14 protein-coding genes are annotated in these 15,180 nt (G+C 37.3%); 10 read left to right on the top strand and 4 right to left on the bottom strand.

Going from position 1 to position 15,180, the window contains the following annotated elements:
* Positions 1–17: 17 nt before the first annotated feature.
* The 4 genes from rutF (at position 18) to AC2G3J_RS06605 (ending at position 3,760) form a co-directional block, all read left to right on the top strand.
* On the top strand, positions 18–587 hold the full coding sequence (gene rutF / locus AC2G3J_RS06590; protein WP_483770842.1) for an NADH-dependent FMN reductase RutF: 570 nt from the start codon (positions 18–20) through the stop codon (positions 585–587).
* A 24-nt stretch (positions 588–611) separates the two neighbouring features.
* Positions 612–1,970: a pyrimidine utilization transport protein G gene (gene rutG, locus AC2G3J_RS06595; RefSeq protein ID WP_336954035.1), complete on the top strand. Its 1,359-nt coding sequence runs from the start codon at positions 612–614 to the stop codon at positions 1,968–1,970.
* Between the two features lie 471 nt (positions 1,971–2,441).
* Positions 2,442–2,681: a hypothetical protein gene (locus AC2G3J_RS06600; RefSeq protein WP_336954034.1), complete on the top strand. Its 240-nt coding sequence runs from the start codon at positions 2,442–2,444 to the stop codon at positions 2,679–2,681.
* 326 nt (positions 2,682–3,007) lie between these two features.
* Positions 3,008–3,760, top strand: a complete 753-nt coding sequence (locus AC2G3J_RS06605) for a class II aldolase/adducin family protein (RefSeq protein WP_483770843.1) — start codon at positions 3,008–3,010, stop codon at positions 3,758–3,760.
* 80 nt (positions 3,761–3,840) lie between these two features.
* Here AC2G3J_RS06605 and AC2G3J_RS06610 read toward each other — a convergent pair whose 3' ends face one another.
* Both AC2G3J_RS06610 and AC2G3J_RS06615 read right to left on the bottom strand, forming a co-directional pair.
* Positions 3,841–4,530 carry a pirin family protein gene (locus tag AC2G3J_RS06610; protein WP_483770844.1) on the bottom strand — a complete coding sequence of 230 codons (690 nt, stop codon included), beginning with the start codon at positions 4,528–4,530 and terminating at the stop codon, positions 3,841–3,843.
* 172 nt (positions 4,531–4,702) lie between these two features.
* Positions 4,703–5,932 (bottom strand): L,D-transpeptidase family protein, encoded by a 1,230-nt coding sequence (locus AC2G3J_RS06615; protein WP_336954031.1) that lies wholly within the window; start codon positions 5,930–5,932, stop codon positions 4,703–4,705.
* 609 nt (positions 5,933–6,541) lie between these two features.
* On the opposite strand from AC2G3J_RS06615, the gene hemE reads away from it, so the two are divergent.
* From hemE to AC2G3J_RS06635, 4 genes are all read left to right on the top strand, one after another.
* On the top strand, positions 6,542–7,615 hold the full coding sequence (gene hemE, locus AC2G3J_RS06620) for a uroporphyrinogen decarboxylase (RefSeq protein ID WP_336954030.1): 1,074 nt from the start codon (positions 6,542–6,544) through the stop codon (positions 7,613–7,615).
* 21 nt (positions 7,616–7,636) lie between these two features.
* A complete protein-coding gene (locus AC2G3J_RS06625; RefSeq protein ID WP_419327836.1) occupies positions 7,637–8,443 on the top strand; it encodes a DUF817 domain-containing protein in 807 nt (268 codons plus the stop codon).
* A gap of 143 nt (positions 8,444–8,586) precedes the next feature.
* Positions 8,587–9,057, top strand: a complete 471-nt coding sequence (locus AC2G3J_RS06630; RefSeq protein WP_336954027.1) for a DUF3015 family protein — start codon at positions 8,587–8,589, stop codon at positions 9,055–9,057.
* Between the two features lie 167 nt (positions 9,058–9,224).
* Positions 9,225–11,141, top strand: a complete 1,917-nt coding sequence (locus AC2G3J_RS06635) for an Lnb N-terminal periplasmic domain-containing protein (RefSeq protein WP_483770845.1) — start codon at positions 9,225–9,227, stop codon at positions 11,139–11,141.
* Between the two features lie 74 nt (positions 11,142–11,215).
* Here the strand turns inward: AC2G3J_RS06635 and AC2G3J_RS06640 are convergent, their stop codons facing one another.
* Both AC2G3J_RS06640 and AC2G3J_RS06645 read right to left on the bottom strand, forming a co-directional pair.
* Positions 11,216–11,608 (bottom strand): hypothetical protein, encoded by a 393-nt coding sequence (locus tag AC2G3J_RS06640; RefSeq protein ID WP_483770846.1) that lies wholly within the window; start codon positions 11,606–11,608, stop codon positions 11,216–11,218.
* Positions 11,609–11,780: 172 nt separating this feature from the next.
* The gene (locus tag AC2G3J_RS06645) at positions 11,781–12,050 is read right to left on the bottom strand and encodes a hypothetical protein (RefSeq protein ID WP_336954023.1); all 270 of its coding nucleotides are present in this window, start codon (positions 12,048–12,050) and stop codon (positions 11,781–11,783) included.
* 304 nt (positions 12,051–12,354) lie between these two features.
* Here AC2G3J_RS06645 and eat point away from each other — a divergent pair, with 304 nt between their 5' ends.
* Positions 12,355–13,785 carry an ethanolamine permease gene (gene eat / locus AC2G3J_RS06650; protein WP_336954022.1) on the top strand — a complete coding sequence of 477 codons (1,431 nt, stop codon included), beginning with the start codon at positions 12,355–12,357 and terminating at the stop codon, positions 13,783–13,785.
* A 2-nt stretch (positions 13,786–13,787) separates the two neighbouring features.
* On the top strand, positions 13,788–15,170 hold the full coding sequence (locus AC2G3J_RS06655; RefSeq protein WP_419327840.1) for an ethanolamine ammonia-lyase subunit EutB: 1,383 nt from the start codon (positions 13,788–13,790) through the stop codon (positions 15,168–15,170).
* Positions 15,171–15,180: the final 10 nt, after the last annotated feature.

Consider the following 15,180-nt stretch of genomic DNA (forward strand, 5'->3'; position numbering starts at 1 on the left):
ATTGGGGTGGGAGAGTTATGATGCAAATGGTCAAACAGGAAAGTACAGTTAGTGGTGAAATTATTGAATTTACCAAGCCTTGTGAGACTAAAGTCCATTTAGAAATTGATCAAGATATCTTTAGACAAGGTATGTCTAATTTGGGTGCAGCAGTCAATGTGATCACTACTAAAGGTGATGCAGGACAGGCAGGTTTTACCGCATCTGCAGTGTGTAGTGTAACGGATTCACCTCCAACCTTATTGGTATGCCTTAATCGCGCCGCATCGGTATATCGCGTTTTTTCTGAAAATAAAGTTTTGTGTGTCAATACATTAGGTTCAAATCAAGCCGCATTGTCTAATTTATTTGGTGGCAAAACACCCATGCAACACAGATTTGCACAAGGTGAATGGAGTGAACTCGTGACAGGTTCTCCGGTGTTAGATAACGCCCTAATTTCATTTGATTGTGAAGTGGTATCAAGTCAGGTGGTCGGTAGTCATGATGTATTGTTTTGTCGGGTCAAAGCAATTCGTCACAACCCAAGTTTAAATGCGCTTCTATATTTCAAACGCAGTTATTGTGAACCTCAAAATGTATGTTGATCTCTAAATATGGGGAATTAGAAAATGGCGACAAAAGAACCATGGTTTACATCATTCAAACCATACACAGGTAATTTAGATCAAAACCCTGTGCAAATTGATGAATATTTACCTGTTGGAAAAAGTATCGTTTTGGGCTTGCAACATGCATTTGCAATGTTTGGTGCAACGGTTCTCGCACCTTTGCTGATGGGCTTTGATCCCAATTTGACTATATTTATCACGGGTATCGGCACGATTTTATTTTTCCTGATGACGGGTGGAAGAATGCCGAGTTACCTCGGATCTAGTTTTGCATTTATTGGCGCTGTCGCTGCTGCAACGGGCTATGCAGGTGTGGGGTCAAATCCAAATATTGCCTTGGCTTTAGGGGGGACCATCGCTTGTGGTTTGGTGTATGCAGGAATTGGTTTAATTGTCATGAAGACGGGAACTGGTTGGATTGAAAAGTTGATGCCACCGATTGTTACGGGTGCAATCGTGATGATTATTGGTCTAAACTTAGCACCTGTCACCATTAAAAGTGTTTCTGCAAACCCATTTGATACTTGGATGGCAATTCTGACAATCCTTTGTATCAGTGCGATTGCTGTATTTACCCGAGGCATGATGCGTCGCTTATTGCTCTTACTGGGGTTGGTGTGTGCATATGTTCTATATTTTATCCTTGCCAATTTAATGGGCTTTGGCAAAGCGATCGATTTTGCAGTCATTAGCAATGCGGCGTGGTTTGGTCTCCCGCATTTTGTTGCACCCTCGTTTAATGCAAACGCCATGTTGTTAATTGCGCCAGTAGCAATAATTCTGGTCGCTGAAAACTTAGGTCACTTTAAAGCTGTATCTGCAATGACGGGTCGTGATTTATCACCTTATATGGGTCGTGCATTTTTTGCAGATGGGGTATGTACCAGCTTGTCGGCTTCTGTTGGGGGAACAGGTATGACCACATATGCTGAAAATATTGGGGTTATGGCCGTCACTAAAATTTATTCAACCACAGTTTTCGTAATCGCTGGGATCTTTGCAATTTTGTTGGGCTTATCACCTAAATTCGGTGCTGTGATTAGTACTATTCCTATTGCTCTTTTAGGTGGTGCCTCAATTGTGGTGTTTGGTTTAATCACAGTGGCTGGTGCAAAGATTTGGATTGATAATAAAATTGATTTCACTAAAAACAGTAGCTTAATTATTGCTGCGGTCAGCTTGATCATGGGCGCAGGTAATTTTAGTGTACATATTGGTTCATTTGATCTTGGTGGAATTGGTACAGCAACTTTGGCTGCAATTTTATTGAATCTAGTTTTAAATCGTAGAGAAAAACAGCCCGATGAGATCAAGCTAGAATCAAGTGATGCTGCAAAGTCCTTATCGCAGTCCTCTTAAGCTAAAGGCGCAGATTGAGATTTTAAGTGATTGAACAGTAGATTTTATAGTGAACGGTGTGGCATTTAGTAGGTTAGGGACAATGAGATGATATACGGCATGTCCTTGAGCAAAGTTTGTACCTGAGTGAAAGTATGGAATCAAGATTTTGCAAAGATTAATCACATGCACAAAAATTTGCGACGCTTGCAGTGAGTTTGTAAAAAGCGTTACAGCATAGGTGATTTTTCCTTGTTTGACTATAAGCAAGAGAATTGAATATAGGTTATGAATTCAAGCTTTAGTATTGCAATTTTAAAGCGATTATCGGGGAAATTCGTATCCATATTGGTGGCTGAAATTTTTACAGATATTTGGTTTTTTAGGGTGCTGCCCTGTGCGACAAATTTTGTCGCACAGGGCATTTCTCTATCTAGTATTTAATTCTCCAATAAATATAATAGAACCTGTAAGCAAGATGAGATTTAAAATATGAAAGACTGGATTAAGATACGCGAAATTTTAAAAAATATTCAAAATCGGCAAAATAAAAAACAGACTATTTACTTAGTCGGTATGGTTGATTTAAATGAATTGGATATTTCATGGTTGATTGATGAAGACTACATTGAAATTGATGATGCTATTTCTTATTTAGATAATAGAGATATTGTTTTTATTAAGAATTTAACTTTTAAAGGAAAGAAATTACTTTATCAGTTAAGTATTTAAATCTACTATTTATAATAGATAATGAGGGTGTTTTATAATAATAATGAATAATTAAAATAAATAATAATTTAATTTTTATTTTAATAAAAATAAACAAAAAATGAAAACTTATTATAATAATTTAATAAATATAAATAATAGTATGAAATATGATAATTAATAATTTAAATCCAAATCAATATTCAATTATTGGTTTGGATTTTTTATATTATGCAACCCAAAAAATAATTTTTTAGTCTTCATTCACGAATTAAGACTTGTTTATTTGCTGAACTCTCGCTAAAACTATGGATGTTTTATACATAGGCAATAAAAAGGATTTTATGATGAAACGCCCAAAGTATATTGATAAGACTGAATGGGAAGCGCGTTGCCAGTTGGCAGCATTCTATCGTTTAATTGCACATTATAGAATGACTGATTTGATAGATACCCATATCAGTTTACGTGTCCCGCATGAGCCTGATCATTTTCTGATTAACCGCTATGGTGTAACATTTGATCAGATGAAAGCTTCAGATTTGGTGAAAATTGATCATGAAGGGAATATTGTGGCAGATTATGATCAAGGCAAAATGGTTAATGTTGCAGGCTTCGTCATTCATTCTGCCTTACATCATGCTAAAGATGATATTCACTGTGTCATTCATACCCATACGGCGGATGGCATAGCTGTTTCTGCACAAGAAAAAGGTTTATTGCCTTTGTCACAACATGCGCTGAAATTTTATAACAATATTGCTTATCATGAATATGAGGGTATCGCTTTTTCTACAGCTGAAAGAGAACGTTTGGTTCAGGATTTGGGAAATTATCGTTGCATGATTTTACGCAATCATGGTTTGTTAGCCACTGGAAACAGTATTGCAAGAGCATTTCATGAAATTTATTTTTTAGAGCGAGCTTGTCAGGTTCAAATTAAAGCCATGAGCAGCTCAAAACTTCATTATCCGAGTAAGCAAATATGCGAATATACGGTGAAGCAATTTGAAAGTGATGCTGCTGAACCGATTGTTCAGGCTGCTTGGAATGCTGCTTTATCATTGATTAAAGATCAGAAAAAAGATTTTTGTGCTTAAACACGGCTTCTAACTTGTTCAATAAGCTCGACATAAAAAACCTCCATCTATACATGCGGAGGTTTTTTATTGCATATGAATTAGCTGTTTAAATCAAACCAAATAAATTGGCTATCTTCATGTGCAGTGAGTGTCGAATCTTCGTCAAATAAATAACCATCACCTGCTTTAACGACTTGACCCGCAATATCAATCTCACCATCGATTACATGTACATAGTTAAATTTTTGGGTTGCTTTAACTTCAAGGGTATGACCTTTTTCCAGATATGCCGCTTTAATTTCAGCATCTTGACGAATATGCATCAGCGCATTGTTATTTGGGCCAACAATCAATTGCCATTCATTGGGTGATTTTTTAGGATCACGTTCAATTTGTTGATAATTCGGTTCGGCATCTTGAACATTTGGAATTACCCAAATTTGTAGCATATGAACCGCTTCATCACCTTGGTTGATTTCACTGTGTTGTACACCTGTACCCGCACTCATCAATTGCCATTCACCCGCATGGATATGACGTTCATTTCCCATGCTGTCTTTGTGTGAGATAGTACCTTTAAGCACACAAGTTAAAATTTCCATGTTGTCATGTGGGTGAGTACCAAAACCTTTATGTGCTGCAATGGTATCGTCATTGATTACACGTAAAGAACCAACACCCATATATTTAGGGTCATACCAACTACCAAAAGAGAAACTATGTTTGGTATCTAACCACCCCATTTTTACGTGACCACGGTTTTCACTGTGATGTAAAAAAGTATTCATCTCAAATCTCCAATTCTTTATTTTTTAACATGAATGAATTTTAATATTTAAGTAATTGGGATGAAATAGCAAAAAAGCAACATATTGTTTTATTTTTGGAACGATAAATTTTTATCTTTGCAATAAAAAACCAGTGTATGCACACTGGTTTTTTATTTCATCAAGTATAAGATTATTCTAAGAATTTAACTGTTACACCTGATTTAACTTTTTTACCTAAGTCATTGGCATCCCAGTTGGTCAAACGAATACAACCATGTGAAGCTGTTTTCGAAATTGCAGATGGATTTGGTGTACCATGAATACCAAATGATTTTTTACTCAATCCAATCCAGATATTCCCTACAGGAGCATTTGGACCAGGTGGTAATGATAATGGTTTTAAGTTTTTACCTTGTACAAAGTTACTAGGTGAATAGCTATACCATGGGTTTCGTGCAACTCCAGTAACTTTATAAGTTCCTTTTGGAGATGGTGTATCAGAACTACCAATTGTTGCAGGGAAAGAGCCAACCATTTGGTTTTGTGCATTAAACAAATATAATTGCTTCGCACCTTTATGCGCGACAATCAAATGAATATTTTCAGGTAATTCATTGCGAATATTCGTCACAACGATTTTTTCACCAACTTTATTAAATGTCGCTTTAGGATTCAGTTTCTTTAAAAACTCTTCGTCCATGTGAAATTTTTCACCTAGCATTTCTGTTACACGAGTGTAATACAGGCCTGGCATTTTTGCTTGTAATGCATAATCATGCGGAATCGATTTTGCATAAGGACCTTTTAGGTCTTCAGCTGTTATCGTATATTCCACAAAAGCAGGCTTATTGCCTTGTTGAGAAACTAAAGCATCCCAAGTTTCTTGAGTCAATTCACCAGTAGGTTTAATACCATTCATTTGTTGGAATGAAGCGATTGCTTTAAGCGTATTCATACCGCTTGAACCATCAATGGCACCAGGTGAAGCATGGGCATTATTTAACATGACATGGGCACGGGCATAGACAGGGAATTGACCCTTACCAATATTTTCGTACCATTGTGCATTGTTTATTCCATCTAAAGTCCATGACGCTTTAGGTGCATTAGGATTGCTTGCCGTTTTTGCAGTCGTGGTCTGTGGTGAAGATGGAGAGATAGCAGTACCTGAGTTTTTATCCTCAGTTTTTTCTAAATTTTGTAGCGTATTTGCAGCTTTGTCTAAGTCTTGTTGCTCTTGCTGACTTATCTGTGTTTCTACACTTGAAGCAGAATCATCAATAGCAAGTGGATCAATAGGATCTTCAACAGGAGCAGCAACTTTTTTAGGCGTTAGAGGTTGCTCAGCTGTAGATGCAGCAAAAGCTGTACCTGTTAATAAACAGCTTAAACTCAAAGCAAGAATTGAGCGAACGAACATGTAGATCAACCTTAAGAATTATTCATAATTTATAACTAAAAATCTGTGTAAGTATTGCAGAAATTATAAGGTGTTGCAGTATTTGTTTTGTGTTAATCATTTTTTTCTATAGACATTTTCCTAGTCTGCAAGTTTTGTTTTATTTTCGTATACCCGTGGGAATTTAAATCTAAGTAATCAAATCGGGTCAGTTGACAATTCGTCTACGTTTGCGACTACGTGTATTTTTTAGGCGATACTAGGAGCGGAGTATGAAATTTAGTCATTCTAAGTGATGAGGAACATTGTTTCGCAAGGTAACGACGTAGCGTCAAAAAACACGCTAGCCCTCTGCTGCGCCTTGCGCTGCAAACAAAGCAGTGCTTTGTTCTTGCTTAGGGTAGTGGCTAAATTTATCTCAGCCTTCGTTATGAAACTCGAAAATAGTCTCGCTATTCTCTTCATGCTTTACGACGTATACGTCTCATGCTCAATTTTAATCTACAACGCAAGCCATTTATGAAATATCAACAGACCCTAAACTTTATTGAGAAAAATTTTCTAGAAATGGTTATGGAGCAAACCTTTTTGCTATGATGGGGCGAATTTAATTTTTGATTGGGAAAGTAAATGACGACCTTAAAAAATGATCGTTTTCTACGTGCCTTATTGCGTGAACCTGTAGATACGACTCCAGTTTGGATGATGCGTCAGGCTGGGCGTTATTTACCAGAATATCGTGAAACACGTGCGAAAGCAGGTGATTTTCTTTCTCTTTGTAAAAATACAGAATTTGCTTGTGAAGTGACTTTACAACCTTTGCGCCGTTATGAGCTTGATGCTGCCATTCTATTTTCAGACATTTTGACTGTTCCCGATGCTTTAGGTTTAGGACTTTATTTTGAAACTGGAGAAGGTCCTAAATTCCATAAAACAGTTCGTACAGAACAAGATGTGGCTAATTTACCGAAATTCAATGCCAAATCTGATCTGGCTTACGTAATGAACGCTGTTTCAACCATTCGTTCAGCTTTGGCTGGTCAAGTGCCTTTGATTGGTTTTTCAGGTAGTCCATGGACCTTGGCAACATACATGGTGGAAGGCGGTTCAAGCAAAGACTTCCGTTTTACGAAACACATGATGTATGCACAACCTGAAGTTTTACATGCTTTATTAGATCGTTTAGCCGATGCTGTAATTGACTATTTAAATGCCCAAATTGAGGCGGGTGCTCAAGCCGTACAAATTTTCGATAGTTGGGGTGGCGCATTGGCGCACCGTGAATATCTAGAATTTTCGCTCAAATATATGCAGAAAATTGTTGCTGGGTTAAAACGAGAGCATGAAGGACGTAAAGTGCCTGTGATCTTATTTACCAAAGGTGGTGGTCAATGGTTAGAGCCAATGATTGCAACTGGTGCAGATGGATTTGGCTTAGATTGGACTACGCCAATAAACGTGGCTCGTCAAACAGTTAATGGACGTGCAGCATTACAAGGGAACTTAGATCCAGCAACCTTGTATGGTTCAGCTGATTCTATTGAAAAAGCAACCAAAGCTATGCTTGATGATGCTTATGCTAATGGAGAGAAAACAGGTTATATTGCCAACTTAGGTCATGGAATTACGCAGTGGGTTGATCCTGAAAAACCTAAAGCATTTATTGATACTGTACACCAATACAGTGCCAAATATTTAGGTTAACTTATTGTTGTAAATGTATTTATGATCTATTTTAAATCATTATTTGAATTTCTACTTAAGGCAGCATCGGCTGCCTTATTTGGTATTTTATTGTTGATTGCATTTATTACTACGGCGAATATGGGCAGCCATGAATTTTATGGTTTATTCCGTTATGACTATTTATTATTATATGCGCTGATCATTCAAGCCTGTTTATTGTTTTTAAAACTTGAATCTTGGGCAGAAGCTAAAGTCATTGCTTTATTTCATATTATGGCTATGGGTATGGAAATTTTTTTAACCCACCCACAGATTGCTTCTTGGCAATATCCACAACCTGCCGTTTTTAAACTTTTGACTGTGCCTTTATTTGCAGGATTCATGTATTCTGCAGTTGGCAGTTTTTTTGCCCGTTCTTTACGTTTGTATCAGGTTTCTTTTTTAAATTTGCCCAATTTTGCCAATATGTTGTGTCTAGCAGTTTTGTCTTATCTCAATTTTATGAGCAAATTTTTTATTCCAGATTTTCGGAATGCACTATTTATTTGGAGTGTGGTAATTTTTTGGAAAACAAAAGTTCGTTTTAAGTTACAGCAGCATGAATTTCAGCTTCCGATGTTACCAGTACTGGTCGTTTTGGCATTTTTAATTTGGGTTGCTGAAAATATTAGCACTTTTAATAAAATTTGGTTGTACCCAAGTCAAGTAGATGCATGGCATATGGTGGGATGGGGGAAGCTAGGCTCTTGGTATTTACTCTTACTTTTAAGTCTAGTTTTGGTCCTTAAAATTCTTGGAGTACGTAATAAAGAAGGTGAATGGTCACTAAAAAAGTACAATAAATAATTTCGTAATTGTCACATTTAGATTTGCATATCTGAATTTATGTGATAAATCTAAATAGGTGTAATCAAACTTACACATAATGGAAAATAACAATTTACATATGTTGAATTAAAACAATGCATATGAAAATTCTGGAGAATTATATGTTAAAAAAAATCGCTTTAGCTGCTGTATTGGCTGCGGGTTCAAGTGTTGCTATGGCTGATCCAGATGTGGGTTGTGGTGTCGGCTCGCAAGTTTGGGCTGGTCAGTCTGGAAAAGTACCTAAGATTTTAGCGGCAACCACTAATGGTCTTTTCACTAACCAATTATTAGGTATTACATTTGGTACTTTAGGATGTAATGGTAATGGCAAAGTAACTGCTCAAGTCGTGACATTTACCAATGAAAACTCAGAATCTCTTGCACGTGATATGGCTGTAGGACAAGGTGAAAGCCTAAATGTACTTGCTTCATTATTAAATGTTAAAGATGCAGATAAAGCACGTTTCAATGCTGTGGCGAAGTCAAACTTTGCCAGTATCTATTCAGCAGAAAATCAAAATTCTCTACAAGTATTAGCATCACTTCAGCAAGTGATGGCAAAAGACGAAGTGTTAAAAGCATACGTTTAATGCGCCAAAACCCTGCCTTGTTGCAGGGTTTTTTTATTTAAATTTTATCGAATACCCATTATTGAGAAATGAATTTTGCATGAGTAAATCTTAAGTTAACTCCTGTATTGAACCGACATTTTTTAATTGCACAGTTTTATAATATATCTATATAAATTGATGATTGAATGAAATATTTAGTATTTAGCTTAAGCTTACTCAGTTCATTTTTTACAACTCATTTGCATGCAGAATCATCTTTAGAGAAATCGCATGTATTAGAAAATGCATTAAAACTGGCACAACAAAAACAACTAGCCAGCAATATCACATGGAAACGTTTACTTTATGCAGAAGATGCCTCTGTCAAAAATGTAAATCAAAGTGAAGTCAGTTATTTGGGTTATTTTTTTGCTCAAGATGGCCGTCAGAATATTCAAAATGAAATGAATGCGGATATCACTGCACTGTTTCAACTCGCCGATGCCAATCAATCTATTCGTTGTAAATTTCCTGCGCGTAGCCAATGGCTGATGCAACAATTGAATATTTCACAACAACAATTACCAGTTGTATCTTGTCCTGAATTTGATCAATGGTATGCACAGATCAAACCTTATCAAGTGACGTTGATTTATGCGACTGATTTTATGGGTAATCCAAGCTCAATGTTTGGGCATACTTTGCTACGTCTTGATCCTAAAGATCAAAAGCAGCTCAATTTAGTCTCTTATGCAGTGAATTACGCAGCCACAGTAAACAGTGATGATAATTGGTCTTATGCATGGAAAGGGGTGGTTGGCAAATATCCTGGTGAATACTCTTTAATGCCTTATTATCGCAAAGTGAAAGAGTATGGTGATTTTGAAAGCCGTGATCTTTGGGAGTATGAACTGAATTTAGATCCTGAAGAGACTGCATTTTTGGTAAAACACATTTGGGAAATGCAAAAAGTCAGTTTTCCTTATTATTTTGTCAGTGATAATTGTGCCTATCGTTTATTGGGATTGATTGATTTAGTCCGCCCAAGCTCGAATTTACGCAAGCAATTTACGTATGCAGCGATCCCGATTGAAACCATTAAAGCCGTAGAGCAACAGGGATTAGTACGAGAAGCGGTATATCGTCCAGCGTTAGAAACACAATTAAATTCGCAGGCCAAACAACATGGTCATGCTTTGGCAAAAAAAGCCCATGCAATTACGGTGTTAGAACCGCAGCAGATGCAAGAGGCTTTAATTAATTACGATGATCAAGATCGCGCAAAAATATTAGAAATGGCCTATGACGATTTATATTTACAATTTGTTGCTCGTCAGGTCGATGCAAGTTTTACCCAACCGCGCTTTAGACAACTCTTAGGCTTACGTAGTCAAATTCCTATAGAGAAACAACGTTTAGCACCTGTACGTCCGAAAGTTGATCCACTCAATGGACATGATTCGCGTAAGTGGTCCATGGAAGCGGGTGAGGTTCAAGGTGAAAAATATGTACAAATTGGTCATCGTCAGGCCTATCACGAACTAAAAGATCCGCAGGGCGGCTTCCGTACAGGCACACAATTGATGTTTCTAGATGGTGCCGCGCAATGGCGTGATGATCGACTGAAATTGGAACATCTTGATTTATTAACGGTAAACTCTTATAACCCCATCACCCCATTTAAAATGCCAATCACCTGGGGTTTTACTTTGGGCTGGCAGCAGGAAGCCATTCAAAATGGACAATTCAGCGATCAGCAACAACATGGGGTGGTCAGTGCAAAAGCCCAATCTGGTTATACTCTTGCAGATGATGATCGTAAGCATCTTTGTTATGCAGAGCTGCAAACACAGCTTCAAGCAGGTACGTCATTGGATAAAGGCTGGCGTGTTGGTCTAGGACCAACACTGGGCTGTCAAAATGTATGGTCAGATCGTTTAAACAGTATTGTTCAAGTTGAATTACCTTATTGGCAAGATTCAAGTAAGTGGAATTTACGGATCCAGAGCACACTGCAATATTCACTCAATCGTCAAAATTCATTAAACGTCAATTGGGAATACCAACAACAAAACCAACTCGATTGGCAAAAAATTGGTTTAGGCTTTGTACATTATTTTTAAAGAGGGATCTGACAAATCGGATTTTGAGAATGACATACTGCGATAAGTATTAATCAATCGCAAGCCAAGGTTCTTTATATAAGTAGATTATTGATTCTCAAACTTAGAATTTGTTGCCAATTGTTTAGAAAAGGACTTTTGGTTTTAATGAATGAACCACCTTGATACAATTGTTTCACTGTATCAAGATAATCCGCATCGACAGCTTCTTCCAACTCTTTAAAATCTGCGTGAATTTCTGCCTGTATCTGATAGGTCCTTGCACAAATTAATTCGCTCACCTTATTTTTTAAATATGAAATCTCAGATTTAAGTGTATTTAAGCTGATTTGTTCATCACTGTAGAGATAAATATGTAGTAGCTTTAGGGTCAAGCCCATAGGATTCAGAATCAAAATACATATGATTTCAAACTGCCGAGGTGTTAAAAGAATTGATTGATCATTGATTATTATTTTCTGTGGCACTGAAAATGCATGGATGGTTAAATGATTGAAGGGTTGTGCATATAATTTTTGTGCAATGATCTCAGCGCATTGTGTAACGGCCAATTGTCCAAAAATATTTGCTTGATTTAAGCTGTGAAATAAAACTACTTCACCACATGCTTCCCCTGATGTTAAATCAAGAATAGGTGCACTATAAATATACTGATCTGGCTTTGTTTTTAAATCTTGATCTTGCTGGAATCCTGCGAATTGATCTGTATTGGCTGAACACCAGAGTTGATTTTTTTTGCATATCCTTGATCTGTACCACGACAGATGCTAGGTGGGCCGTGTTGAGTAAATCCTGCTGACATTGAATCAGTGCGGATTGTAAAGCTTGTTGGAAAATTGAGTTTGGTTGAGTGGAGTTTAATTTTTCTTTTTTGATTCTTGTTTTTTTAGCATGTGGTTTTGAATGCATCACATAATCCATTTATGCATATATACTAAATAATATCTTAAATTAAATAAACAAATAACAAAGTAAAAAAATATATTAATTTCATTACTTTTCTTTTAATTATTCATTTTTCATAAATTTTTCGATTTCCTATTATAAGCTATTCAACTTTTCTCCTACCTTTGTTTGATAGATTTATCTAAAAGCAGTTTTATACGACTAAGAAGGCGTTATGTTCATAGGATTGAACAAAAAATATTGACGTCATCCAAGGAAAGGCACTTTTTTTGCTTATACAAAAAAAGGCAAATTTAAAGGTACGATGATGGACGCTCGAAATGAACAATCAACTATCGTAAAAACAGAAGATTCCAAAGAATATTTTGCTCAACGAGAATTAAAAAAGGGTGCAGTTGGCTGGCTACTATTGGTCGGTTTAGGGGTTGCCTATGTGATTTCAGGTGACTTTGCTGGATGGAACTTTGGTATTGCACAAGGTGGTTGGGGCGGTATGTTTGTCGCTGTCATTTTTGCTGCGATTATGTATCTATGTTTATGCCTTTCAATGTCAGAAATGTCGACTATGCTTCCTACAGCAGGCGGTGGATACAGTTTTGCGCGTATGGCTTTTGGACCATTTGGAGGTTATTTAACAGGAACAGCGATTCTGATCGAATACGCCATCGCTCCGGCAGCAATCGCGACCTTTATTGGTGCATATTGCGAATCATTATTTGGAGTGGGCGGATGGCTAATTTATTTAATCTGTTATTTGGTCTTTATGGGAATTCACTTAAAAGGTGCAGGTGAAGCACTTAAAATCATGTTTGTGATCACAGCTATTGCTGTTGTTGCAGTTGTGGTTTTCCTTGTCGCGATGGTTCCTCACTTTAACAGCGCCAATTTATTTGATATTGCACCAGATTTAGCTAAAGCAGGCGCGAGTAGTTTTTTACCACAAGGTTATATAGGAATCTGGGCAGCAGTTCCGTACGCAATTTGGTTCTTCCTTGCAGTGGAAGGCGTTCCTTTGGCCGCGGAAGAGGCAAAAGATCCAGCACAATCTTTACCACGCGGTTTGATGGGTGCAATGTTGATTTTGGCTGCTTTCGCCATTTTAATTTTAATACTGAGTGCGGGTGCCGCAGGTGCAAGTGTACTCAAAGATTCAGGTGCCCCTTTGGTGGATGCCTTGGTTAAAGTATATGGGCATGGCATGTTAGCAAACTTTGTAAATTTTGTTGGTTTGGCAGGCTTAATCGCAAGTTTCTTCTCGATTATCTATGCATATTCGCGTCAAATTTTTGCCCTCTCTCGTGCGGGTTATTTGCCAACATCATTGTCGCTGACCAACAAAAATAAATCGCCGTATTTAGCCGTGATTATTCCAGGGATTATTGGCTTCATATTATCATTGACTAAACAGGGTGACTTACTGATTTTGATTGCGGTATTTGGTGCGACGATTTCTTATGTTTTAATGATGATGGCACATATCAAATTACGTATTTCACAGCCTGATGTATATCGTCCATATCGAACACCAGGTGGTATTTTTACCTCAAGTATTGCGTTGATCTTATCAATTGTCGCGGTGGTTGCAGGTTTTCTTGTCGATCCTAAAGTCTGGTTTATTGCTTTGGGTATTTATGTGGTCTTCATTGTTTATTTTCTTGTTTATAGTCGTCATCATCTGATTTCAGGTACACCTGAAGCAGAATTTGCCAGCATTAAGGCAGCAGAACAGGAATTATAATTATGAGTTATCGTTATAGCGTTGCTCAGCAACAATATATTTTCCAAGATTTAAAAACCCTAATGGCAAAGGCAACGCCATTACGTTCTGGAGATGAATTGGCTGGTGTTGCTGCCAGTAATGCAACAGAACGTGTGGCAGCGCAGATGGCCTTGGCAGAAGTCCCTTTAAAAAATTTTTTAAATGAAACGGTTATTGACTATGACAAAGATGATATTACGCGTTTAATTATTGATGAACATTGTGATGATTTATTTGCACCGATTTCACACTTTACTGTGGGTGATTTTCGAAATTGGTTGCTGAGTGAAGATGCAACTTCCGAAAAATTGACCAATTTAGCTAAGGGTTTAACCCCTGAAATGGTTGCTGCTGTGAGTAAAATTATGCGTAATCAAGATTTAATTCTGGTTGCGAGTAAATGCGAAGTGGTCACCCAATTTCGTAATACAATTGGTTTAAAAGGTCATTTATCTACTCGTTTGCAACCGAATCATCCAACGGATGATATATTGGGTATTTCAGCCAGCTTATTGGATGGTCTGATGTATGGCAATGGTGATGCTGTCATTGGGATTAATCCTGCCACAGACAATCTCCATAATTTGTCAGAGTTGTTAAAGTTACTTGACCATATTATTCAAGAATATGAAATTCCGACGCAATCTTGCGTGTTAACCCATATCAGTTCAGGGATTCAACTTGCAGAACGTAATATTCCAATTGATTTGATGTTCCAATCTATTGCGGGTACGCAACTGGCTAATGAAGGTTTTGGAGTTACTTTAGATTTACTTCAGGAAGGTTATGAGGCCACTTTAGCACTCAATCGAGGCACAATTGGTCAAAATGTGATGTACTTTGAGACTGGACAAGGTAGTGCTTTATCCAGTAACGCGCATCATGGTGTTGACCAGCAAACTATCGAAGCGCGAGCCTATGCAGTCGCACGTAAGTACAATCCATTATTGGTTAATACTGTGGTCGGGTTTATTGGACCAGAGTATTTGTATGATGGTAAGCAGATTATTCGTGCTGGATTAGAAGATCACTTCTGTGGCAAATTACTGGGTGTACCTATGGGTTGTGATATTTGTTATACCAACCATGCTGATGCAGATCAAAATGACATGGACGTACTACTCACCTTGTTTGGCGCTGCGGGAATTAACTTTATCATGGGAATTCCAGGTTCGGATGATGTGATGTTGAATTATCAAACCACATCTTTTCATGATGCATTATATTTACGTCAGTTAATGGGATTAAAACCTGCCCCTGAGTTTTCGGCTTGGTTAGATCAGCAAGGAATTTTGCACCAAGAACAACGGCAAATTCATTGGCCTAGTAGCATGCCAAAAAACTTTGCTAAATTATTATCATAAAAAGGAGAGT

Source organism: Acinetobacter legionensis, from assembly GCF_057165765.1.

Bases quoted from the DNA above. Each gene is read 5' to 3' on its own strand.
- AC2G3J_RS06630 (WP_336954027.1), top strand. From the start codon at position 8,587: ATGTTAAAAAAAATCGCTTTAGCTGCTGTATTGGCTGCGGGTTCAAGT.
- AC2G3J_RS06625 (WP_419327836.1), top strand. From the start codon at position 7,637: ATGATCTATTTTAAATCATTATTTGAATTTCTACTTAAGGCAGCATCG.
- AC2G3J_RS06605 (WP_483770843.1), top strand. From the start codon at position 3,008: ATGAAACGCCCAAAGTATATTGATAAGACTGAATGGGAAGCGCGTTGC.
- AC2G3J_RS06645 (WP_336954023.1), bottom strand. From the start codon at position 12,050: ATGCATTCAAAACCACATGCTAAAAAAACAAGAATCAAAAAAGAAAAA.
- AC2G3J_RS06635 (WP_483770845.1), top strand. From the start codon at position 9,225: ATGAAATATTTAGTATTTAGCTTAAGCTTACTCAGTTCATTTTTTACA.
- AC2G3J_RS06655 (WP_419327840.1), top strand. From the start codon at position 13,788: ATGAGTTATCGTTATAGCGTTGCTCAGCAACAATATATTTTCCAAGAT.
- hemE (WP_336954030.1), top strand. From the start codon at position 6,542: ATGACGACCTTAAAAAATGATCGTTTTCTACGTGCCTTATTGCGTGAA.
- AC2G3J_RS06610 (WP_483770844.1), bottom strand. From the start codon at position 4,530: ATGAATACTTTTTTACATCACAGTGAAAACCGTGGTCACGTAAAAATG.
- eat (WP_336954022.1), top strand. From the start codon at position 12,355: ATGGACGCTCGAAATGAACAATCAACTATCGTAAAAACAGAAGATTCC.
- AC2G3J_RS06600 (WP_336954034.1), top strand. From the start codon at position 2,442: ATGAAAGACTGGATTAAGATACGCGAAATTTTAAAAAATATTCAAAAT.
- AC2G3J_RS06615 (WP_336954031.1), bottom strand. From the start codon at position 5,932: ATGTTCGTTCGCTCAATTCTTGCTTTGAGTTTAAGCTGTTTATTAACA.
- rutF (WP_483770842.1), top strand. From the start codon at position 18: ATGATGCAAATGGTCAAACAGGAAAGTACAGTTAGTGGTGAAATTATT.
- rutG (WP_336954035.1), top strand. From the start codon at position 612: ATGGCGACAAAAGAACCATGGTTTACATCATTCAAACCATACACAGGT.